12 protein-coding genes are annotated in these 24,241 nt (G+C 46.0%); 5 read left to right on the forward strand and 7 right to left on the reverse strand.

The annotated features are described in order from the left end of the window. Positions 1-117: 117 nt before the first annotated feature. The 5 genes from bla to F3I09_RS34125 all read right to left on the reverse strand — a co-directional run bounded on the left by bla (position 118) and on the right by F3I09_RS34125 (position 3,708). On the reverse strand, positions 118-1,005 hold the full coding sequence (gene bla, locus F3I09_RS20555) for a subclass B3 metallo-beta-lactamase (protein ID WP_149696917.1): 888 nt from the start codon (positions 1,003-1,005) through the stop codon (positions 118-120). An 83-nt stretch (positions 1,006-1,088) separates the two neighbouring features. Then, the gene (locus F3I09_RS20560; RefSeq protein WP_149696918.1) at positions 1,089-1,994 is read right to left on the reverse strand and encodes an AraC family transcriptional regulator; all 906 of its coding nucleotides are present in this window, start codon (positions 1,992-1,994) and stop codon (positions 1,089-1,091) included. Positions 1,995-2,031: 37 nt separating this feature from the next. Beyond that, positions 2,032-2,484, reverse strand: a complete 453-nt coding sequence (locus F3I09_RS20565) for an ester cyclase (protein WP_149696919.1) — start codon at positions 2,482-2,484, stop codon at positions 2,032-2,034. A gap of 28 nt (positions 2,485-2,512) precedes the next feature. Continuing rightward, complete coding sequence (locus F3I09_RS20570; protein ID WP_149696920.1) at positions 2,513-3,469, reverse strand: NADP-dependent oxidoreductase; 957 nt, start codon at positions 3,467-3,469, stop codon at positions 2,513-2,515. A 92-nt stretch (positions 3,470-3,561) separates the two neighbouring features. Then, positions 3,562-3,708, reverse strand: coding sequence for a hypothetical protein (locus F3I09_RS34125; RefSeq protein ID WP_188133890.1), 147 nt, complete (start codon positions 3,706-3,708; stop codon positions 3,562-3,564). A 161-nt stretch (positions 3,709-3,869) separates the two neighbouring features. Between F3I09_RS34125 and F3I09_RS20575 the strand changes: the two genes are divergently transcribed. From F3I09_RS20575 to F3I09_RS20590, 4 genes are all read left to right on the forward strand, one after another. Then, positions 3,870-5,150: an alpha/beta fold hydrolase gene (locus F3I09_RS20575; RefSeq protein WP_149696921.1), complete on the forward strand. Its 1,281-nt coding sequence runs from the start codon at positions 3,870-3,872 to the stop codon at positions 5,148-5,150. 358 nt (positions 5,151-5,508) lie between these two features. After that, positions 5,509-6,390 (forward strand): helix-turn-helix transcriptional regulator, encoded by an 882-nt coding sequence (locus F3I09_RS20580; RefSeq protein ID WP_149696922.1) that lies wholly within the window; start codon positions 5,509-5,511, stop codon positions 6,388-6,390. A 73-nt stretch (positions 6,391-6,463) separates the two neighbouring features. Further along, the gene (locus F3I09_RS20585) at positions 6,464-7,231 is read left to right on the forward strand and encodes an MBL fold metallo-hydrolase (RefSeq protein WP_149696923.1); all 768 of its coding nucleotides are present in this window, start codon (positions 6,464-6,466) and stop codon (positions 7,229-7,231) included. Between the two features lie 262 nt (positions 7,232-7,493). Then, positions 7,494-9,890 carry an ABC transporter permease gene (locus F3I09_RS20590; protein ID WP_149696924.1) on the forward strand — a complete coding sequence of 799 codons (2,397 nt, stop codon included), beginning with the start codon at positions 7,494-7,496 and terminating at the stop codon, positions 9,888-9,890. 90 nt (positions 9,891-9,980) lie between these two features. Here the strand turns inward: F3I09_RS20590 and F3I09_RS20595 are convergent, their stop codons facing one another. Next, positions 9,981-10,481, reverse strand: a complete 501-nt coding sequence (locus F3I09_RS20595; protein ID WP_149696925.1) for a nuclear transport factor 2 family protein — start codon at positions 10,479-10,481, stop codon at positions 9,981-9,983. Between the two features lie 409 nt (positions 10,482-10,890). Between F3I09_RS20595 and F3I09_RS34130 the strand changes: the two genes are divergently transcribed. Continuing rightward, complete coding sequence (locus F3I09_RS34130) at positions 10,891-12,153, forward strand: M57 family metalloprotease (RefSeq protein ID WP_188133891.1); 1,263 nt, start codon at positions 10,891-10,893, stop codon at positions 12,151-12,153. A gap of 122 nt (positions 12,154-12,275) precedes the next feature. Here F3I09_RS34130 and F3I09_RS20605 read toward each other — a convergent pair whose 3' ends face one another. Then, complete coding sequence (locus F3I09_RS20605; protein WP_149696926.1) at positions 12,276-24,221, reverse strand: hypothetical protein; 11,946 nt, start codon at positions 24,219-24,221, stop codon at positions 12,276-12,278. Positions 24,222-24,241 lie beyond the last annotated feature (20 nt).

The raw sequence follows: 24,241 nt of genomic DNA on the forward strand, positions 1-24,241 counted from the left end.
TTGGCTAGCGCCACGTAGGTGTTTATTATCGTATGATTGAGGGGAATAGGGGGTAGCCAGGGATGACTGGTTTACAGCCAGAACCGTAGTGTATACGGTTCCGGCATGTTTACCTGATTATTTACCTGTCGTATTCATTTTTTGGTCATATTCTTTCTGCAGATCTGCCAGTTGCTCATCATACCCTTTTTTGTCCATGAAGGCAGCCGGATTGTAGGCATCGCCTGGTTGATGCTTTTTATGCAGGTCAAACTGGCTGGCATGTGATGCTACCCAGAGATCAAAGTTAAGTCCTTTCATTGCCTTCAGCGTATACGCATAGTCGCTGGCTATCGCCGGATAAGCCGGTATGTCAGAGAAGCTTTTCTCTGTTATAATGGTTGGCATATTTGCAATCAGCACTTTGTAAGAGCGTTGATCATCCTTCACATCAAAAAGGAAACTACAGGCGCCTTTTGTATGACCGGGATGATGTAATAGCGTAATTTGCATGCCTCCCAGTTTGATCACATCTTTATCATGCAGGATACGGTCTATCTTCACTGGCTGGAACAGCATGGTATCACTGCCGCCCATGGCATAATCAGAACTACCTCCATCTCTTACCACGGCTGAGTCGCCGGCATCCACCATCAGTTTGGCGCCTGTCATCTTTTTGATGGCAGCCATAGCGCCCATATGGTCGAAGTGGGCCTGGGAGGTAAGGAGTATTCTAGTATCAGACAGTTTAAAACCCAATGCTTCAATATTGGCCTTGATCATTGATGCGGAGGCCGCAAGACCGGTATTAATAAGGATATTTCCTTTGGGCGTGGTAATGAGATAACTGCACAGGTCATAAGTTCCTACATAATACAGGTTCCCGGCTATCCGGAATGGTTGGTATGCTGCAGACCATTCGGGTTTGTTGAGATTGGGTTCATGTACTTGCTGGGCATTGGCCATCAGTGTCGAAAGTGAAAAGACTGTGGCGAGGAGGGTGTTTTTCAGTGAGATATTTGGCATTTGATAAAATTGTAGGTGGCAAAGATATTTCATCAAATGATAAGGCGGATATATTTTCCGGTCTTCGTTATCAAGTGGGTATATCATTCACTGCGAAAGCCCTTGGGAGTAGTTTGTGTATTCTTCTTAAAGACTTTTATAAAATGAGAAGGGTCTTCAAAGCCAAGGCACCAGGCAATCTCTGAAATATTCCAGTTAGTATGTTTGAGTAATGCCCTGGCTTCCAGGGCGAGCCTTTCCCCGATCAGCTGGCTGGTTGTTTTTCCTGTGGCAGCTTTAAGCACACGGTTTAAATGGTTCATGTGAATGTTTAGCTGGCTGGCAAAGTCGCCGGCAGACTTCAAATGAATCTGCTGCCTGGGGGACTCAATGGGAAATTGCCGCTCCAGTAGTTCCTGGAAGAGTGAAACGATCCGGTAGTGTGCATTGGAACGTTCCTGATCATCCAGCGTCATAGCCGGCCGCATCTTCAGTGCCATATGGACCAATTCGAAAGCAAGGTTCCGGAGTACGTCGTACTTGTACTTGTAGTCGCCGGCAATTTCAGTAAACATCTTGTTGAAGGTGACGATCATTTCCGCCGCTTCTTCATCTGTTACATCGAGAATGGGAAACCCGCCCGGTTGATAGAGCGGGTATTCCCTGATATTTCCGAAGTCTTTAATAAACTCTTCCGTAAAAACACAGTAAGCGCCGCGGGGGCTCTGTGTTGCCGGCCTCCAATTGTATGGGATCTGCGGATTGGCAAACATCAGCATGTTGTGCTTTACGTCGAAGGTCTTATCCGCATACTCTACCTTGTGTGGTCCCCGTATGAGGGCAATCTTATAGTAGTCCTTCCGGCTATAAGGCATCTCATAGGGGAATTCCACACCTTCAAAATCTTCCATATGAAAGACGTTGAAATGCCCTATTTTTTTGAATATCTCGCTGGGCAATACACCTATTGTATTGCGATAAAACTCTTCGAGCGATAAAGCTTTTTGCATATCATGATGATATTTGTACAAATATACGACCGGTATTTTATCCGTTTACAGGCCAGGCGCCGGTCTGTATCAGCATGGTCAGCCAGTCTTCCAGATGCCAGGTTTTTACGATCTTATTGTCTTTTAGATGATGAAATTCATGCAAGGCTATCTTTACGTGCTTATTCGTCGGTGCGATGCCCATGAACGCATTGCTATGTGTGAAAGACATTTCCGCCCTGACGCCGGCCCTTTCATGCGTGCCGAAAATCTCATGAATGGTGATAGTGATATCCGGAAAGGCGGCGCTAAAGTTCTTTACCAGTTCTTTGTAGCCTTGAGGGCCATCCGCCTGACCAGGAGCGAGGGGAATGTCCTGCCAGTCTTTTGCAAGCACGCTGTCAACAAGATCATAATTTCTATTGCTAAAAACACTGTAAAAACTGCGGATCGTATTTTGCTCTTCCGCGGTGAGTGCGGGTACCATTTCTTCCGTGCTGTTGTTTGTCATATTATTCGGTTTATTAGTTAGTGATATCTTAGTTAACTGCTATGGCAATCTTTCCTGCAGACCGGCCATTTTCCAATAAGCGATGTGCTTCCGGCAATTCGTCAAAGGATAGAATGGTAGATATATGTGGCTTCAGTGAACCATTCTCTATCAGCCTGGCAATTTCATGCAATTCTTTCCCGGAAGAATGCACAAAGACACCATACCCGCTTACCTCTGCAGCTCCCAGCTCGGTAGCGAGTTCTGACTGAAAATGTGGCTGCAGGTAAACCAGTCTGCCACCTGTTTTAATCACTTCGATGGATCGCAATACGTGTTCTACAGAAGGGACGGTATCTATTACGACATCCATCTCTTTCACTTTCTGCTCGAACGGTATAGCCGTATAATCAATGAATTCATCAGCCCCAAGACTGAGTATGAAGCTTTCATTCTTTGCAGATCCGGTACCAATAACGTATGCTCCCAGGTATTTCGCGATTTGTACTGCAAAATGCCCAACACCTCCTGAGGCGCCGTGAATTAATACGCGTTCCCCTTTCTGTACCTTGCCCAGTGTGACTACTGCCTGCCAGGCCGTCAATGCTGCCATCGGCGTAGCTGCCGCAGTCGTAAAACTCAGTTTTGACGGTTTCAGGGAAATCTGAGGGGCTGGTGCAGTTACATAAGTAGCATAGGTCTTTCCCAGTCCAGGCATATTAATAAGACCAAATACTTCGTCGCCTGCCTTAAAGCCCTCAACGCCTGGTCCGACCTGCTCGATAATACCCGCAACATCCCATCCGATCACTACTGTGTCTGGCGTATTCCCATTGGTGATTATATTCAATATCTCTTTAGAGCTCCTGACCTGGCCGTCAATAGGATTGATACCGATGCCTTTTGTTTTGATCAGCACTTCTCCGGTTGCTGGTTGTGGCGTGGGAAGGGTGGTTTTCTGAAGACTTTCTATGCCACCGTTTTGTGTTAGGATATATGCTTCCATGATGTTGTTTTGTTGGAAGCAAAGTTAGAAGGCAGTGGGGGCTGGGGCGTAGGGATAATGAAACTAAAAGTGGTAGATTTCAAACAAGTGGATCATGCCTGTTTATTTTTTCCGGTCCATCCTGTTGAAGTCAGGAATACACGAATAGTCAGCGTACTGGTGCCATTTTCATATTTGTCAGAAATGACGTATAAGTACTCATTATCTTCTACTCTTATTCGTCTCAGTTTATTTTTCATATGATAGCTGGCTTTACCTGTTATAAAGCAGTTCCCTCGTTTTTTCGTGAAGTTATAAATATTTGTCAAGACAATTAACCATGCGGGAATGTTGCTCAACTTTTGTATTTTGACAATTTAAAGCCTGTTTGCGTCGTTTTACAACTATCTCAAAACCTTATATGAAATTGTTATCCTGCCTTCTTCTTATTTTTCCTATATTTCTTTGTGCTCAGCAACGCAATGACTGGGATGCTTTTGCCAGGGTTGTAAAAGCTACTGATTTTGCCGGTAAAAAATTTAAACTGAAAGCCGCTGTCAAGGTACAGCTTATTGACTCAACGGCAGAAGCGGAGTTATGGGTACGGGTTGATAAAGCTGATAAGAAAATCGCCTTTTTTTACAATATGGTGGATAAACCTATTCGTTCCAACAGCTGGGCTGTTTACACTATAGAAGGCAAAATTGATAAAGATGCGGCGAACCTGGTCTTTGGTGGACTCTTTGCACGACGTGGTATTTTTTATTTCGATCATTTTCGCTTGTGGGTAGAGACCTCTAAAGATCAATTTGAAGAAATTTCGCTTCCTAACAGCGACTTTGAAGAAGACTCACTGCAAAACTGGTCCAACTTTAAAGGGAAGACCGAATTTAAAATTGCTCTGACAAATGATACAGCCTTTCACGGTAACAAGTCTATCAAAGTGGATGGTTCCGCATTTAAGGGAGCGCCAACGTTTGGCGCAAACGAGGATGTAGGTAGATATGCGCCGGTAAATGGCATAAAAATTTATTATGAAATATATGGAGAGGGGGAACCGCTGCTATTGTTGCACGGCAATTCGCAATCGATCAACTCGTTTAGTGCACAGATACCGGAGCTTGCCAAAAAGTACAGGGTAATTGCTGTTGACACTCGTGGACAGGGGAAATCAGGCGATGATGGAAAAACTTACACCTATGAGCAGTTTGCCGCCGATATGAATGCGTTGCTGGATTATTTACATATAGACAGTGCGCATATAGTTGGCTGGAGTGATGGAGGGAATACGGGCCTGGTAATGGCCATGAAGTATCCTGCCAAAATAAGGAGACTGGTGACAATGGGAGCCAATGTTTTTATAGATAATACGGTCCTCGATAAATGGGTGTTCAGGGAGTTAGACCATCAGTTGAAGGAATTAAAGAACGATGCCACCTCCTGGGGAAAGAACAGAGTACGTCTGATCAATATGATGTTAACAGAACCCAGGTATTCCTTCGACGACTTAAAAGTTATCCATTGCCCGGTATTGGTAATGGCTGGCGAAAAAGATCTCATAAAACCAGCGCATACAAAACAGATCGCAGAACATATACCTGGAAGTACACTGCTGATTGCTCCTAAGGAAACACATTATTATCCTGCCGAAAATGCAGCATCATTCAATAAGACAGTACTTGGCTTTTTGGGGAAACAGTAACACAATGAATGAAATTTATCATATAGCCATCGATACAAGTATTCAACTAATAAGAAACGCCGCAGAGGTTATCAATTTTGCAGGTAATGAAATTCTGGTAGATCCTGAAGACTTTCTATGCCACCGTTTTGTGTGAGAATATATGCTTCCATGAGTTCTGTTTTGTTGAAAGCAAAGTTAGAGAGAGGTCGGGGGGGAGAATGAAACTAAAAGTGGTAGATTTCAAGCAAGTTGATGGAGAAAGTCTGGTGTTAAATACCTATTTCGGGTTTGACGTCATCGTTCTCGGGTCGAATATTTTATCTTTGCGCTATATTCCCGGTTCTGAGCCTGAAAGTAATGACAAACAGCATCAAACTTGAAAACGATAAAATTTCATAAAACCGAGTGTGGCGTCGATTTTTTACTGAATGTACTGACCGACGGGAAGCTAAGAGACAGCTACCTTAATTCCAGTGTTTATAACGCCGACTTTTTCGAAATCCTGTTCTTTAAGAAAGCGAAAGGCACATTAATACTAAACCAGCAGAATATCAATATCACAGACAATTCTATTGTCTTCATTTCCCCTTTTCAGAAACGACAATGGATGCTGGAACCTGATAGGCTGGATTTTACCGCTCTTATTTTCCAGGAAGATTTCCTGAATGATTTTTTCGCTGATAAATTGTTTACCTATCGGCTGCTGTACTTTTATCAGTTAGAATATTCCCTGAATATGCTGGTAACTGAAGAAGAGATGCAAAAGGCTTGTGAAATATTAAAGGAGATCAAGTCGGAGCTGGTTGAAACAAAACCGGACAGTGTACACATCATCCGTTCCCTGTTGTATTACCTGTTACAGAAGCTAAACAGGAAATACGCCTATAAGCATAACCTGTCACTGGACAAGCCGGAGAATAACTACGCTTACCAGTTTAAAAAGCTGCTGGAGATCCATATCAAAGAGAAACAGCGGATCAATGATTACACAGACATGTTGGGCATCAGTAGAATATCGCTCAATAAAGCGGTCAAAACACAATTTAACGTGACAGCAACTGATCTGTTAAAACAGCGCCGGCTTTTCGAAATAAAGAACTATCTCATTCATTCCGGGCTCACAGTTGCGCAGATAGCTGATGAGCTGAATTTCCCGGAACCCAACCACCTGATGCGTTTCTTCAAGGCACAAACAGGACTCACTACTACTGAATTCCTGGCAGATCATGCCGGTTATCAAAATGGTATCATTTCTTAATTTTTTGATAGAGCCAGTATTTTTCGGTCTTTCTATTTTTGTAACGTAATATCTAAACAAAAAAGCATAGCATATGACCATAGACACAAGTATTCAACTAATAAGAAACGCCGCATTGGTTATCAATTATGCAGGTAAGAAAATCCTGGTAGATCCTATGCTGGCTCCTAAGGATGCATATGATTCATTCACCGGAGCTGCAAGGAATCCCATGGTTGATTTACCCTTGCCTGTTGAAGACATCACTAAAGATATCGACCTGGTGTTGGTCACTCATACCCATCGTGATCATTTCGACCCTGTTGCCAGTCAGGCTTTGGATAAGTCAGTCAAACTGATCAACCAGCCTGCAGATAAAGTGTACTTCAAAGAAGAGGGCTTCATCAATGCGGAGACGGTTGAGGAGAGTACCGTTTGGAATGGTATCAGTATTTACAGAACAGGAGGTGAGCATGGTAGTGGTGAAGTGTTGAAGCTAATGGGTACTGTTTCTGGGTTCATTCTGAAGGCGGAAGGACAGCCAACCGTTTATATTGTAGGTGATAGCATCTGGATACCACTGGTAGCGCAACGTATTGAGCAATTCAAGCCTGATTATATTGTAATTAATTCAGGAGGCGCGATATGGCCAGGGTATGAAGCGACACCTATCCTGATGGAAGAAAACCAGGTCATGCAGTTGATGAACGAAAGCGGTAAGGCAAAGATCATTGCCGTACACATGGAAGCTTTAGACCATTGCCATACTACAAGGGCATCCCTCCGGAGAAAGGCTAACGAGTCTAGTGTCAGCGCTGATAAACTGATTATTCCAGCGAACGGTGAAACAGTAATGTTGTAAGAAGATGTAAATGGAATTGATGTGCCTATCAGGTACATCAATTCCATTATAATAGGTGAGACCAATACTATCTTCCTATCCGGGATCAGCTCTTTACCGTTCATATAAAATTGAGCTTTCATAACAGGATACGCCGGTCGTCGATATCCCAGGATATACATAATCTCTTTAACGGCGGCTAAAAATGCAGGCAACCAGATAAATAAAAGCCCGGGAAGGTTTCAGGCGTTATTGCTATATTAACTTATCAATATAGTCCGTTATGATAAAAAACTATATCAGGTTAGCCTGGCGGAATTTTCGTAAGTATCCCTTGTTTTCCTTTATTAATGTAGCAGGATTAGCGATCGGATTAACCTGTGTACTACTGGTGGTGTTATTCGTGAAAAATGAGTTGAGCTTTGATACCTTTCATGAAAAGGCACCGCAACTGTACAGTATTACAACTACCATAACTGATAAGGATGGAAAGGCGAACACCGGCAATGGATCCGGACAGGTACAGGGGCCGGCCTTTAAAGAGGCGATCCCCGAAATAGTGGATTATGTACGTTTCTGGAATGTTGGCGGTTTTAATATTATCGGAGAAGAGCGCGCCTTTCAGGTAGAGGGACTATTTGCGGACAGCAGCTTCTTTAAGCTGTTATCATTTCCCTTATTGCATGGCAATGCTGCTTCAGCATTAACAGATCCTCATTCTATTGTGCTGTCAGAGCAGACTGCGATGAAATATTTCGGAAGAACGGATGTGGTGGGCAGGACTCTAAAAATAGAAGAACAAGGTTTTCAGACACTTACTGTAACGGCAGTTGCAAAAGAGATACCTTCAAATTCTTCCATTCGTTTTGATGTGGTATTGCCTTTCAGATTTCTTGAAACCTTCTTTAAAGATGGCAGCTGGTTAAACCAATACGTCAGCACCTTCGTATTGCTGCATCCCCAGGCTGATGCAAAGAAGGTAGCACAAAAGTTCGATGGTGTTTTTCAGGCTAAGGCAGGCAAGGAACTGCTGGAGGCCAGGCAGCGGGAGGATATTTCGACGAAACTCTCGTTTGGCCTGACGCCATTTACTGGTCTGTACCTCAATACGGGAGCAGTGCAAGGTGATGCCGGTATATTCAACGGGAGTTTGTATACTGCCCTGTATCTTTTATCTGGTATAGCCGCATTTATTTTGCTGATGGCTTGTATCAATTTTATTAACCTGACCATTGCACATTCCCTGCAAAGAGCCAAGGAAATTGGTATCAGAAAGGTGAACGGCAGTAACAGGTGGCAGATCATCTGCCAGTTTTTGATAGAAGCGGCCTTACTGTGTATAGCGGCTTTTTTGCTGGCAATTGTATTCAGTAGAATATTATTGCCGGTAGTCAACTCATTTACGGGCCGGCATATAGAATTGTACCTTATAAAGGACGTAACGATATGGGGAGTAGGGTTAGGTATTCTTGTGATGAGTATTATCATGATAGGATTGTACCCGGCTTTTGTCCTGTCAGGATTCAATGCAGCGGAGGTGCTCTATGGGAAACGAAAAACACGCACAGGTAGGGGATGGCTGGGTAAAAGCCTGGTGGTTTTTCAGTTTACACTGGCTATTAGTTTTGTTACTGGCTCACTGATATATTATCTGCAGATGTCCTTTATCGGGAGTAAGGAACTTGGTTATAGCCCTTCAGGTATAATCGACGTTAAGCTTCCAGCGCAACGTAATCCCGAACAGTTGGCACAGCTTTTTCGTGCAGAACTGGCAGCAGTGCCGGCTGTGGTACAGGTAGCTGGTTTCAATTCATGGGGAGACAACAACGTAGTAAAAGTAAATGATAGAACTATCTACAGTCATAAGGTGAGAGGTGATGCGTTTTACCTGCCTGGTTTGGAGATCCCACTGGTGCAGGGAAGGAATTTCTCTTCCGCTTTCGGGGCAGATTCTTTGCAGTCGGTGATCGTCAATGAAACTTTTGTGAAACAGGCAGGATGGAAAGATCCTGTTGGTCAACAAGTGAGACTGATAGGCGAATGGAAAGGTGATATGAATATGACGGTGGTGGGTGTTATGAAAGACTACCATTATAATTCGCTTAAAGAAAAGATCGGTCCGGAGGTGTTGGTGATGAAGGATTATGAGCAGCTGATCGTGAAAACGCGACAGGGGAAGGCGTCTGAAGCATTGGCGGCCATAGAAAGGATATATAAAAAGTATCTGCCTGATAGTCCTTTCCAGTTTAGTTTTATAGATGATGACATCGCTCGCCAATATCGGGACGAAAAGCATTGGCAGCAGATCATTGCTTATGTTACCATACTATCCGTTTTCATTTGCTGCCTGGGATTGTTTGGCCTTTCTTATTTAGCTGCCCGCCAGCGTACCCGGGAAATTGGCATACGTAAAGTATTGGGCGCAGGAGTTGCCGGTCTTACAGGCTTATTATCGGGAGATTTCCTTCAGCTGGTGGTGATTGCTTTTCTGATCGCCTCACCGCTGAGTTTCTTTGTAATGGATCACTGGCTGGAGAACTTTGCTTACCGTATTCACATTAGTTGGTGGATCTTCCTGGTGTCAGGAGCTGTTGCGATATTTATTGCTATGGCTACTGTTAGTTTCCAGACCATAAGAGCGGCAATGGGGAATCCTGTGGATGCTTTGAGAAGTGAGTAAAAGGGCAGCTACCGTTAAGAAAACAGTCACTATTAAATCTGACGGCGATAAGGTAGACGTAAAACTAAAGCAGATGGCACAGGGGAAAGATCATTCCCTGTGCGCTTTATCCGGCACTGGCCCATGATCATAACTCAACACATTTTTCATTTTCCATACCCCATCAATTAACAGCCACAGATGTGTGAATTTCGCCAGGCCGTCTGCCCGTGCCGGTTTACCTGCCTCCAGTACATAAAATACATGTTCTCCTGAAAGTATAGCACCATAGATTGCGCCAGCCTTTTTCATGGGATAAACCTTACAGCTCCCTGCCACTACCTCTCTCCTAAGATGGAAATTTTGATTGCTGCATAAGTTTGCGCTGAACGTATGCACCAGGGCCGTCAGGCCAAGGGTAGGGCCGCCATTGTCATGATAGAATTCCACATCTTCAGTGAAGAAGGAGCCCATTTTTACCGTGTCACATTTGTTGAAAGCATCCCAGAAAAGACTATCCTGCCGGATAATGGTAGCAGGTAGTTCCTGAGCGGTTTGTGCAAAAGACAAATGGCATAGAGCAATGAACAGCAATGTCAGGTATGTTTTCATTATTCGGGATTTAGACGTTGGTATATTGTCAGTCTGTATGAACTGAAATAAAGATATAATCTTCGTTGATTCTTCCTAGTACTATTTTAAATATAAAAGTTAGATATTAGCAGCTGAAATTATTCACTATGGGCTTTAGATTCACCAGTACACCTCCGCCTCCTGTTGTTTTGCGTGCAAAATGACAGGCCCTTCCCCTGAAAGCAAGGTTATCTTGCTTCAACAGGTTCTCTCCATACCGGACTGGTATCGGAGCCCATGTTCGGGTACTTTTTTTATTATGAACTAATAACTTTTTCCGTATCTTCGGCGGCGTTAAACTCTAAATAACCAAAATCAAAGTAACCCCGGGCCTCACCTTCCCCTTTAGTTACGATGTCTTTTAACCCAAAACCCAAATGAATCACACATGAAGCATCTCTTGAAGGCATTCCTATGCACCCTCGTATGCAGTTTTATCCTTTTTTCCTGTAAGAAAGATCAGGTACAGAAGCAGTCACAAGATGGGATCACAAAGGACGTGATCGCACAGATCAAAGCTATGGGCTTTAATACACAGGAAATAAGAAGAGTGGACGACGGTTATGTTGTGGAAGGCGATATCTTCCTGTCAGACAAATCGCTGAAAGAAAAAGCGAACCCCAGGAAAGTGGTGATAGCTAAAGAAGAACAATATCAAACCTGGAATATCATTGCCACTTCCGGCCACAGGGTGATCACTGTTTCTGTTACCAATCTGCCTGCAGCCTATACTGCAGCAGCAGATGAAGCCATTGCCCGTTACAACGCGCTTGGCCTGCGTATTTCCTTCCAGCGTGTAGCCAGCGGTGGAGAAATAGACATTATTAATGCGAACCTGGGTACAGGTGTACTGGGACAGTCAGCCGGCTTCCCGGATGTCTATGGCAACCCTCCAAGCCCTATCAGGCTTAATGCCTCATATATCGGTAGTACGCCAAACCAGGGCTGGATGGCTACGATCATTGCGCATGAAATAGGTCATACTATTGGTTACCGCCACACTGACTATTTCAACCGCGCATACAGCTGCGGTTCCGGTGGTAATGAAGGTGATGCAGGCGTAGGCGCCGATCATATACCAGGTACTCCGACAGCAGGCGATCCTAACAGCTGGATGCTGGCTTGTATCGGTACCGGTGTAAGCCGTCCGTTTAATGCCAACGACGTGATAGCCCTCAACTACCTGTATGCCAGCATCTCCGGTAGCAATCCTATTCCTGATGGCACCTACAAGATTGTAAGTGAAGCCAGCGGAAAGGTAGTGGATGTAGATGCTAACTTTATCAACGACAACGGTACTAAAGTACAGCAATGGAGCTGGCTGAACGGTGCTAATCAGAAATGGTCCTTCTCTTACCTGGGTGGTGGTTACTACCGTATCACCAGTGCCGCCAGCGGTAAAGTGCTGGATGCAGACGCTAATATAATAGCAGCCAATGGCACCAGGATACAGCAATGGGATTGGTTAGGCGGTGATAACCAGCAATGGTTGTTACAGCCTCAGGCCAATGGCACCTATGCTATCATTAACAAACGTAGCGGAAAAGTGCTGGATGTAGACGCCAACAATATCGCTAACGATGGCTCCATCATGCAGCAATGGGCATGGCTGAACGGCGGTAACCAACGCTGGTATATACAGACGCCCTGAGCTAATTGATGTATAAGCGGGAGTGAGGCCCGCTTTTTTGTTACTGCTTATACGTGACTCTCCAAAAAAATACCGGCGCAAAATCATCGATCTTACGCCGGTTTCAGGGAGCTAGTCAATATTTACATTTCAGTGATATACTGAACGCCGAGATTTAAGGATCTCAATCTTACCAGCGGCAATGGCTGTTCTGTAAGATTAGAGAAGATCGTCAGATCAAACCATAAGGCAGCATTATTGCTCACCGGAGTCCGGCTGTTATACCACAATCCTATACTGCCTGCCCAATCAGCAATCATATCTGCCAGCTTTTTGTTGCCGGTATTCGCATCAGGTTTGACCTGTATACTCTGTATCGGCTGCATGATCACCGGCAGGGCTACATTCGCTGTACTTGCATTAAGCGGATACGTATACTGGCAGCTCATCAGGATGCTGACGGTATCCTGCGAATTCTCCTTCAGTAACGCGTTGAACAGGTTTGTAAGCTGCGTACTGAGTGGTGCGTAATTATGCTGTCCTGACGGAGCATTGATCGTTGATATATCTACCGGTATATCACTATCGGTAGTAGGATGGTATGGATTCGAAAACTCTACCGTACCCGTTGTATATATAAACGGTTCGCTGCTCTGCTTACCTGGTACGAGTTCTACATTTCGCCTGATGAATGCCGTGGTGGCTGCATCCTGCCGTGCGAGAATATTCATCATCGGTATGATCACCCTTCTGCCGGGTATTACTTGTCCTGCCTCTGCAGATAATGGCTGTCCGCCTTTTGTATAATAATAACAGAAATCTCCGATGCAGGTACCCGTATATACCTGGCGTTCGTATCCTGTGATATCTACAAGCGGTTCTCCGATACCTGCCGGCGGTAAGCCATGTACCGATACAATAAGCGCCTGTACATCATCTATTGTCGCCGATCCTTCCTGTATGTAGAAGCTATAAGGCAGCACATCCGTACTTGTATACCTCATGTTGCTACGCGGCATTGCCATCATATTGCTTTGTGACGCAGTGACCACCTGCAATACCAGCGCTGCATACGAAGCAAGTGCAGTAGACACTGTATTCAGCAGTGGATCGTCATCAGCGGTGCCGGCAGTTACCTGGGTAAGCTGCTTTTCCAGCACGGCATATACATATGGCGATACTGTAATGAACTCTGCCAGTTGTGGGAAGGCATCCTCAATACCCAGGAGCATCACATTGCCAGTGTCTGCTACATTGAAGTTGATGTTGAAGTCGAGTTGATCCTGCGGATAGTGAATCTGTAAAGAATAGTCAATATTATAGTTCCAGTTCAGCAACTGACTGATGTCTGAAGGATCTGGTGGAACGCTTGACGCTCCCGACTGATTTACCATAGATGGCGCTACCGGGAATTCACGTATCGGCATCGGTACCTGTATCTTACCCAGATCGCCGGTCAGCGGACTATCATTGATAGATAGTGGTGTGACAAAACTCAGCCAGGTAGATGCTTCATATCCCTGAATGTTCGGCAAGGTGCTGATCTGATGTTCGATAGAACTGCCGGCAAAGCTAAGATCAAGATCTACATAAGGTAGTAGCTCATTACCACTGCCTCTCACAATCTGTGGCGATGAGATCAGGAATGGAAGCGTGGCCGAGGCGCTCGTTTGCAGGGCTAGCTTCGGAGAAGTGAACGTAATAGAATCACTATTGTTGCCTTCATTGATCGCGGTCAGTACCACCTTAGTAAGTGGCGGCATAACAATATTTCCGGTCATATCTTTAAAGCCGGTATTTACTGTCACCTGTGTGCTGCCGGCAATCGCCTGTCCGCTCAGCTGAAGTATCACCCGTTTGGTATTTTTAGGATCTATGCCGGAGCTGTTTACACTAAGTCCATCGCTTGCTGTAAAGTTACTGCTGGTGTTGGCGGCTGCCTGGTCAGGCGGATTGGTGAATACCAGGTATACAAGCGTTTTGTCTGTATCGTCTACCAATGCACCTTCAAACTTGAAGTTCCGGCTGATGTTGCCATAGAGACGCGGAGCAATATCAGCAGTAGCATCTGCGCTTACTGTTGCATGGAACTGAATACCTGCCTGTGTTGTATAGGCATTACCCAATTTCACCAGTAATGATTGTTTAAACGCTTCTTTTACTGCAGCGGCATTGGCCGTTTCATCCTTGAAGACAGGTATCATCCACTCTTTCACAATATCAGCCAGCGCTTCTTTATTGGCCAGCAGATCTTTCAGGTAAGTAGTCTGCTTTTTGTTGTCTACCAGCTGGATGGCAGCTGTAAACTCGGGCGACAATACATCATCTATGCTGCTGAAGAACTGATTACCCCAGCGGTCCATATCAATACCGGTAAAATCAACATAAGTGGATGGCGTATTGAAATCTATACCCGTTTTTTCAGAATAGTTATAAATCGGCACCTGCTGACGTGACTCCAGTTTATTGGATATCGGTCGTGGTGCGAACATATCCGGATCAGCCGGATCGTTGATGTTGTAGGCTACCGGCGTCAGGGTTGTTTTATCCAGCCCCAGTCTTACCGCCCAGGTCTCCTTATTGTTGCCTGCATCTTCGCGGTCTGTGCCTGTTGCTATGCGAATCTGGTATTTACCGGCTTGCAACAGCGCTGCTTCAAACCGTGCAGCAAATGTATTGAGACTATGTGTATTTCCTCCCTGTGTATCGGCGAGCGGCGCCACTTCCGTTACAGTCTGCAGTATGCCTCCTGTGGTTTCAAGATCACCTGATGCCGCATTTTTGGTACGCTTTATCGTGAAGCTGAGATCAAGCCGGAATATCTGTTCAGGATTCAGATTGGTAGTATCAATAGCGAAAATCAGCGGGTGTGCTGCATCTGGTGCAGCTACATCTGTGAGGCCCTTCGCCCTGTTTTCGAGGAAGAGATAGATGGATGAGATCCAGTCTTCCACAAGGTCAGAAACCTGGGTAGATGTAAGCGTATACCCCTTCTGCAGCAATGTTGTATCTACTGTGTAGGCGATGCCATTAGGATCGGTCAGCTGATACCACAACTGTTCATACACCGCCATATCTTTCTTCGCCTGTTCAATGATCGTTGAAGTGGCTTCCTGCGGAACATCAGGATAACTGAACTGTGCAATGCCTGTATACGTCTGTGTCTTGTCAGTATTACTGATATTGTTGATGCTTAAGGTGATCAGCAGATTTTCCGGTACATTATCCACCTGTATGGTCACTGTCTGTTTGTCTCCACCCAGGGTGATGCCTTTGATGCTGATGCCATGGTCCAGGCTGTAGTTTAATGGGTTGGTGGCTGATGTCTCATCAAGCGGTTCGGTGAACCATCCTGTGATGCTTGTGGCGCTCGCAGCTTTGGCGTACATGAGGCCCTGATAATAGCTGTCGCCGAATGAGAGGTTGAGCTGTAATTGCGGTTTTGCATTGTTGTCTGTATTCACTTCCCAGGATGCTGCAACAGAAGGCCATTGGTTCAGTCCTATGATCGCGTCAGTATACCCGGTAAGCATCGGCGGCATATTCAGCTGACTGTTGCCCGATGGCTGGGACAGTGTTGTAATGATCCGGTTACCATACAGGTCCTGCCATGCATAGTCTATCTGCAGCAAGCCACCCAAACCACGATATGGACTGCTTGCCTGATCAGGCATAACACCGGCTGTTAATTTAACGTTCTTGGCGAAACGGCTGTAGGGGACTGATTGCGTATAGCTCCATGTATCACCTTCGGCCAATGCTCTCGGATAAGCCATCTTATCGTTTGTATCCTGTTCCTCTGTTTCTGTGGATGGTGTGGCCGGCAGCCCCAGGTTACTCGCTGCGAAATAATTGTTCTCAGCCACCTGGTAAGATAACATGTTGTAGGTATTAAGCAGGAACAGCATGCCATAATCCTGGTCGGAAGGATTATCAGGTATTGTCGCAGGTACCGGCCGTTCTGCTGCTATGCCGGCCACTCCCGGCGCCACAGTTGAGGTACGTATATCTGGTCCCCCCTTAATGATGATCTGCTGATTGTCGGCAAAGAGGCCCGCTACTTCCTGGTTTTTGCCTCCCAATGCTGCCAGGTCTTCTCCGTAGTAGGAAGCAATACTTTCAAATGTATTTCCTCCATTACTGGTACCTATGGTCACTGTCATGACCGGCAGGTAAAGTGCTGTATACAGCGGCAATACATCCGGCCAGCTTGTCTGTAGAGGATTGGCTGCTTTAATGGCATCAGCTGTTGTGCCAAAATAAGTGGCGATCGCATTCAGGTTACCACCCGGAGCGCGCCCTTCAGGTCTTACTTCATACACGCCTTCATCTACCAGCAATGCTTTGCCAGCCCTTAATGTGAGTGTTTGGTTATCAGTAACGATGTCGGCTACATTGCCATAATATTTGTATGCGAGGTCAGACAATGTCTGTGTTCCATCTGAAGACAGACTACGCTGATAAGGATTGGCTTCTGCAAATAATACAGCATGTGATGTATCGATCGCTTCACCGGTAGCCAGTACATTCATGTAGTTGGTCACATTGTTCCGTAATGCCTCATCAGTTGGTGCGGTGTACAACACCAGCAGGGAAAGCGTAGCCTCATTGTTATCGTTGAATATCCTGTCTGGCAGACCGCTGCTGCTACCGGAATTGTAATAATACAGGTAGTAACCGCCACCCCTGGTGATGCTTGCCTGCCAGAGCAAGCGGATGAATTCCGATGTCTCATTCAGCAATACCATCTCTTCCTGTTGTTCAACCGCCAGGGAGATTGTGCCAGGGCCACTGTCCGGACGGGTTTCTGTGGATAGGTTCACCTGTGCAATACCCATCGTCAGACTGTTGAGTGCATCTGTCTGGATACCTTGTGTAGTAGTACCGTTGGAATCTACACCATAGGCAACAGTCAGGGTTGCGATCAGGGAATTGTCACCGCCGATGCCGCTGACCATTTTTTCAAGCACTTCTACATTGCTGCCATCAGCACCCATGATCTCATAAGTAGTCAGTGTATTCGGACTGTCAGTAACTACCGGTACTTTCTTAATGGTAAATGAAACCAGTGATCCATAACCATAATAAGTAACAGGTGTATTGACCATTGTGCGACTAGCCTCATCGTAGCGTCCTATCAGCATCTTAACCCTTGGGTTCACCAGGCGTGTTTGCGGATCGGGCAGCTGCAGGAGTGTATCCGGCAATTGCCACAGGCTCAGTGCTGGTACGCCGCCGTTATCGCCGCCATAAGGCATTGTAAAGGCAGAAGCGCTGTTCCAGCTGATCTGTGATGTGAATGGATAAGTAGAAGCTTTTGTGATAAAGGCATCCTGTGCACCCAGTGAAGAAAGCGGTATGTCAAGAATATTGCTGGTAGCATACCCCTTTACAGCACTGATCTGCTGGGCATCGTAGGAGCCCGGTACCAGTGGCAATACCAGTTGGTCAGGATTATCGCCGGAGAAGGTCAGCCAGGTCAGCGCAGATGTTTTGGATAACTGTATATCGAAATTGTCTGTGCCGAGGTCCGGTATCTGGAATTGTTGTCCCGTCAGGGAATACAGCCCTGCATAGTCAGGTAGTGCCAATACACCTCCGTTGTCTGTCACCCACATACCGGGATAGTTTGGTGTAATGCCATTTGTCGGAAGCCGTAGCCCTGCCATATAGTAACGGGAGGTCATACCGGATAAATGCTGCAGACCGTTCGTAGCCTGTATTTCGCTGATCAGTTCACCTACTTGGAATTGCTGCAGGTTGGCGATGTTGATATAGCCGGTTACACGCTTGTCAAAGAGGTCTGTAATCGTACCATTTTCAGCAGGGACTGCCAGCTGTTGCTGAGTTATATTGTACTTGGAAGCGATCTTATTCAATGTATCATCGCCTGCTGTCATACTATCGAAAGAAGGAATAGCAAGTGTAGCCACGGGTAGCAGTAAGCCGGCGAGATTAGTAATATTGCCGCTGTTGATAAGGTCGCCCGCAGACACACCAATGGCCTTCGCCACATCATTCAGTGACTGTCCTGCCATTGTTTTATAAGGGGCCTTATCGGGGTAATTGATTGTCACACCTGCAGACAAAGTATTGGCGGTATCCTGGTTAGCAACAGCTAAATCCTTACCTGTAAAGCCTGCGTAGTATATCGCTTTCGCGGCGATACTGTCAAATGTATCTGTTGCCTGTACGATATACGTGCTGTCTGTTATGCGCAGCTTTTTACCCGCGTTCAGCGTTGCTGAAACGTTGTCTGTAAACAAGGCCTCAACTGTATACAGGTCTATGCCCGCTTTTTGATTTACCCAGTTGACGATATCATTTACAGTCTGATTGTCCTGCAGGTAATATTTAAAGTCCTTCAGCGATTCTCTGGCTGATTGCAGCATCTGGCGGCATATCAGCAGGAAGTAGTCACTATAGATGAAGCTGGCCATAGAGAGACCTCCAGCATCGTCCATGATAAACGCTTTCAGGTTGCCCGCATCTTCTTCTTTTTCTACCTGTACAGCCAGTTCATTGAAGTACTGTCTGAGGTATTCTGTGTAGGAAGTAGAGGTACTGTTATACGCCGCAAAGTCATACGAAATGCCTTTATAGTCTGTGCCATAGTCCGGCAATGTCAGTAACATTTCCGGTGGAACAGGGAAATAAGTGGCATCTGTTTCTCCTGATTCAGGTGCATTTACGGTAAGCGTAAACTGGTTAGTCATAAACGCACTTACATCTGCAGGAGTGATCGGTGTCGGGTTGGCAGTATCACTCAGGTAATCCAGCAGTGCTGCGAGTTGAAGATCTGTTACAATGGCGGCGTCCACCTGTTCACTGGTGACTGGCCCTGATTGTATGGCTGCAACAGCCCAACGGAATATCTGTTTGCCTAACAGTTCAAAAGAGGTATCGTTGCCCGCACCATATGCTTTCAGTCTACCGTTGTCCTTATCATCCTGCGGTGGTGGTACAGATTGTATAAAGAGCATGGCAATATAACATGCCAGTTGCTGGGATACAGTGGTGGCGGTATCTCCCGCCATGGTAAGGCCAAGACCTGCATATGCGGTGAGCGGAGCAGGGACTGCTGCCTTTTGTAAGTTGGACCATACAGGGTTGAGAGCATCGCGTACTGCCATCAATTCTTTTTGGTCGTAATATAGTCGTCTGCTTCTTCTTTGCAAAACAGTAACACCGGCGCTAAGCAGCTGCAGCTGTTCTGTAGTAGTCCATGGTGCTGTACCGCCAATAGCCTTGATGGTAACACTTTCCTGTATCCTTGCAGAGAAGCTGAAGCTGATCTTTATCTTGAAGAGACCCAGGTTGATGGTAATACGGAGCGACACACTTACTGATGCGATCAGGGATAGTTCTATCGGTTCATATGGTGCAAAGGTGATCTGCACCAGCAGGCTAAGGGCCACATCCACATCTGCTTTCACAATAGCAAAATCCACGGTGCCATACAGCTTACCCATGATACCTACGGTACCACGGAACCAGAAGTAATAAGATGTTTCCAGTTGGGTATTGTTGCCGCTGCCATCAGTGAGCTGGTAAGGATTCCATTTGGCCAGTATCCCTTCGAGTATGGCTACAGCAGTAAGACTGAATCCGGCCTTGAGTATACCTGCATCGAAAGAATAGCCGAAACCAAACTGCATACCGAAGCCGAATACGAGCACGGGATTGAATGTACCATTAGTGGCGGCGGGTACTCTGTTGGTAGTGGCGCTGGACAACTTACCGAAATAAACGCCTGCCGATCCCATCACCGGGATGGGTATACCCACAGGTGTCCAGATGAGCGTCTGGAAGGTAAAGGAGCGTGAGAAATCTTCTTTCCAGGGGAAGCCAACATCTACCTGGAAGTCGCCATTGGTAAATACCGCAATACCGAATACAGGCAGTGTGATATTAAACTGCCCCATATTGATCTTGCGCATCACATCCGGCAATACGATCTCTGCCTGGTATACTCCCACACTGTCGCTGATCTTTTTATACATGATCTGGAAGTCGAGCCCCTTGAATATCTTGGCAGGCTCGCCTTCAAGGGCAAGGCGTAATCCATATAGGTTAGGATCGTTAAACACGATCTGCATTGTGATGAAGTACTGTGTAGCCTCGGCTGTTGCTACTGCCAGTGCTACTGCATTGGGTTTGTCGTCCCCCAGGCGCAGCAGGCCAAAGTCCATGCCGGTTAGCCAGGAGCTGTTGGTATCAAAATGTATATCCGGTATTTTACCGGGATCGGTACCCGGAAGTGCAGACATACAGGCAATAGCCGCCTGTACATTGTCGGCGGTTTTAAAACAATCGAGCGTTACATGCTGACCTAAGGCTAACAGGCGCAGGTCCAGGTATTTGTTGCCCTGTCCGGGAGGCGCTGGTGTGGTTTCTGGTTTGGCTGCATTCCAGCTGGGGATATCTCCCCATGCAGAGGTTGCGTCCAGCGTAACGATCACACCATTTTTGCTGTCATCTGGGTCTTTAGTGTTGTATGAAACCCTGATGCCTTTGATGGTAACGAAACCAAGGTTGATCGGGCCTATGTTGACCTCAAAGCTTACTTTGTTGGCGGTAAAATCGTACACCAGTGAAAGGTTATTGAGCGGGATGCTGTTCAGCACATTCCATGGCGAGGCCAGTCCGAATGCCGAGCCGGTAGCCCACGATACCATTGTTTCGATCAGGCTTCCTATGGTAGTAGTGTCTTTGAACTTCAATGTGGCGATCTGGTGGGGTGTCCCGTCTACGTCCTTCGTTTCTACCTCACCGGTAAGTATACCCCAGGTAATACCATATGCCTGGTAGTCAGGATTGAAATTGTAGAAGGCATTAATTTTAATCTTATTCCAGGTGATATCAGCGGAGATGGCGCCATAGTTGCCTACGGTTGCGTCCTCTGTTTTCTTTCCATACCCTAACTGCGCATTGGCGATCACCTTAAGGCCGAGAAATTCAATGTTCCATTCGGACGCTGTTTTTGCACCGAATTGCCAATAAGATGTCGCGGTATTAATAGTGAATGAAAGTCCGTCGATACCGTAGTTATATTGTTCAGGAGGCGTCCAGCTGTTGCCAATATAATACGAAAGCATATCCCCGATCTTCACAACGCCCGATGTCTGCTTACTGGCAAATGTCCAGCCTTTACCTGTGGCATAGATGCCGCTGAGTTCCATACCGATCTTTGCAGCGTCAGGCAATACAGTGATCTGACCACCCAGGAATACGGTATTGATAGAATTATTACTGTTGACGTTGAAGCTGAGGTTATCTATGCTGAATATCCCCGCCACATTCAGCGGTTTGTCGGGTTCCAGCAGCGCATCTATCTGATAATATTTTTGAGAAGGAGAATAATTGTAATTGAACTCTGTTACAGAGGTAGCCAGGTCAAGTTGTCCGCCAAACAATGCCAGCAGGTCACTGAGCTGTATAGTACCATCTGTAAGGCCACCGTAGAGTGAGAAATCAGGATAGCCACCCACCATCGTAATAGTGCCATTACCTATGGTAAATGATCCTGTAGCCAGGAAATTAGTAGTACGTTTGCTGACGTCGGCAACATCATAAATGCTGATATCAATGGTAGGCGTTATGGTGAACAGCGGGTTCTGTGAAATGGTCCATGGGCTGTTCGTCGTCATTTCAAACGACATATAGTCGAAGCTGAGGGACGTCGAGTTATACATCAGCTGCATTTCCTTCAGACCGAAACCTGCCAACTGATTGAGCGGTGTGGGGAGTGCCTGCACCAGATTAACACCGCCTGCAGCCTGGTAGATAGAAGCTATACCAGGATAATTTCCTTCAAACGCTGCTGAGAGCAGCCAGGTGTTTTCTCCTACAGGATATTCGATCTGAAGACCTACATTTGTACCGTTATTTTCTATGGTACCCAATATGCCACCCTGTACAGGGAAACCGCCTTCGTTCACCTTCATGGTAAAACCGGGATTCCGGAACAATATCCATGGGATATTGTCAATTGTCCATACCTGGTCTGCCGTAGCTGTGACCTGGGTGATCACCGGGCCGGATTCCGCAGTGTAAACCAGGCTTATATTCATCTTTACATTGACGAACGACAAGGTCGTAGCTCCCGAAACAGTCACTTTGGTGATGGCGCCGTCACCATTCTTTTCGGCGACAATATTTTCTTCCGGTACTGCAATGGAAAATGTATTGCCGGTCACCTTAGCAAAGAAGTCACTGAAATAAGTTTTTGGAAGGGCTTTCAATAAATTGATAGTGCCGTCAGACCATGCAGCAATAAGTTGATCGTATACCTCCTGTAGTGTGAGCGGGCCCGCTTCCTCCTCTGCAATATCCGGTTCTTCCGTGTATTCTCCTCCATTATTCCTGAATGATGTTAAACGCTCCCTGAACCGTTCACGGCGATGCCGTAATGTAAGCGATTCCTTTGTTCCCGCGGCAACACTCGCACGTTCTGCATATACGGCGCCCGCATCGGCTTCAACCACAGCGTGCGTTCCTGCCAACCCCAACATCAGTTTATCATGTATATTCTGCTGATAGTAGTTTCCCAGGGTGGTAAAGTAGCGATTGAGTGAGTATGATGAGTTGATCGATGCGAGAGTAGAAGCTACAATGTTGTCAAGTTGCTCCAGATACACATCGGGCTTAAGACCTCCTCTGGTTTTCAGGAATGAATTAAAAGAAAGATCCCTCAGTGCCATTGCCCATTCTTTGCAACCCTGTGCAATCGTATCATAGTTGTCGGCAGCAAGGATTGATGGATAATTGGAGGCGTCATTTTCGCCTTTCTTAGGCACCTGCATAAACGGTCTGCCCAGGCTGATCACCAGGCTGGATGTTCCCTGACCCTCAAATATAGCAGGCAGCGTTGCGTTCCCATAAAAATAATTATATACATCCTGCGGTACGGTACCGATTGAGATCACGAAGATTTGTTTGCTGCTTGCATTGGCAAGTTTAGCGGAAATGTCTGCGGATATATCAACATACTTCCCATTATCATAACCTTTCAACAACTCGATCTTGTAAGTATTGTCGATAGCCGGCGTAACATACGTTGTTAATTCATTAATTAATGCTTGCAGTTTGGCGGGGGAATATTCCTGCACATAATCATCTGGCGGAAAATAAGTAGTTGATATTGTCTTTTTCAGCGTAGCCAACGTTTTGTCGCGAGCATCAATGTCGGTTCGGAGAGCGTCTACGTATTGAAAAATATCGGCTCTTGCCGGATTGCTGAAATGCAGAATGACCAATGGTTTCTCGAGTAGCCGTAAGAGATCGAGTGCTGATAATGCCAGGTTAAGGCTCATTTCCCCCGAGTTTGATTCGAACTGGTGCAAGCCATAAACAGGCCAGAGGCTCATTGCCGCCGGGTTGACGGAATAGACATCGTATACGGCCTGTACGTTTTTAGTGCGTGTAGCCAAATCAGGATTAAACGTTTGTTGGGTAGTATACCACGACCATACGTTCGTTGATACTTTGGCAACGGAGTCGGAGGTAAATTTATATGCCAGCTTGTTGAACGGTCTGGATGCCACGGAGAGATTGAATCTGTCCGGGTTGCCGGGTATCTGCACTGCACTTGTTACGCTGTACCCCTTTAGCATTTCCCACAGATAGGGTTCCAGCCGCAGGAAATACCTGACTTTCAGCTGGTCTGCAAAATTAGTTGTCATGGAGTCTGCTCCCCCTGTAAAACCGAGCATGATCTGCGGAGTATCTACGGGAGCCGGAAATGGTTTAAACGTGATGTTCTGACAGTCACCGTATCTTATTATTGCCCCATTGATCTGTAAAGGGTCCAGATCAGACAATAAGACAGCAAGTTTATCAGCAGTCTCTTGTCCGCCGGCATAGTATACTACAATGCTTCCTGCATATGATGTGGTATCGATAATGCGCTTCATGATGTTGACCGTTGTGGCCTGATGCCCATAGTTGAGCGTACCGTCCACATAAAAACGCAATTCTCCTTCTGTCTTGATAAGGCTGAGCATTTCTTCAATTGCATTGCCGGTATATCCATCCACTATATCCGTAGCCTGCATGAATTGTGCTACTATATCCTGAAATGAGGCCATTGTATGAGATATTAGAAGTT

Origin of the sequence: Chitinophaga sp. CF418 (assembly GCF_900142925.1) — a bacterium.
In the GTDB taxonomy this organism is placed as follows: Bacteria; Bacteroidota; Bacteroidia; order Chitinophagales; family Chitinophagaceae; genus Chitinophaga.

Excerpts from the sequence above, each read along its gene's own strand:
- bla (WP_149696917.1), bottom strand. The coding sequence starts at position 1,005 with ATGCCAAATATCTCACTGAAAAACACCCTCCTCGCCACAGTCTTTTCA.
- F3I09_RS20560 (WP_149696918.1), bottom strand. The coding sequence starts at position 1,994 with ATGCAAAAAGCTTTATCGCTCGAAGAGTTTTATCGCAATACAATAGGT.
- F3I09_RS20565 (WP_149696919.1), bottom strand. The coding sequence starts at position 2,484 with ATGACAAACAACAGCACGGAAGAAATGGTACCCGCACTCACCGCGGAA.
- F3I09_RS20570 (WP_149696920.1), bottom strand. The coding sequence starts at position 3,469 with ATGGAAGCATATATCCTAACACAAAACGGTGGCATAGAAAGTCTTCAG.
- F3I09_RS34125 (WP_188133890.1), bottom strand. The coding sequence starts at position 3,708 with ATGAAAAATAAACTGAGACGAATAAGAGTAGAAGATAATGAGTACTTA.
- F3I09_RS20575 (WP_149696921.1), top strand. The coding sequence starts at position 3,870 with ATGAAATTGTTATCCTGCCTTCTTCTTATTTTTCCTATATTTCTTTGT.
- F3I09_RS20585 (WP_149696923.1), top strand. The coding sequence starts at position 6,464 with ATGACCATAGACACAAGTATTCAACTAATAAGAAACGCCGCATTGGTT.
- F3I09_RS20590 (WP_149696924.1), top strand. The coding sequence starts at position 7,494 with ATGATAAAAAACTATATCAGGTTAGCCTGGCGGAATTTTCGTAAGTAT.
- F3I09_RS20595 (WP_149696925.1), bottom strand. The coding sequence starts at position 10,481 with ATGAAAACATACCTGACATTGCTGTTCATTGCTCTATGCCATTTGTCT.
- F3I09_RS34130 (WP_188133891.1), top strand. The coding sequence starts at position 10,891 with ATGAAGCATCTCTTGAAGGCATTCCTATGCACCCTCGTATGCAGTTTT.
- F3I09_RS20605 (WP_149696926.1), bottom strand. The coding sequence starts at position 24,221 with ATGGCCTCATTTCAGGATATAGTAGCACAATTCATGCAGGCTACGGAT.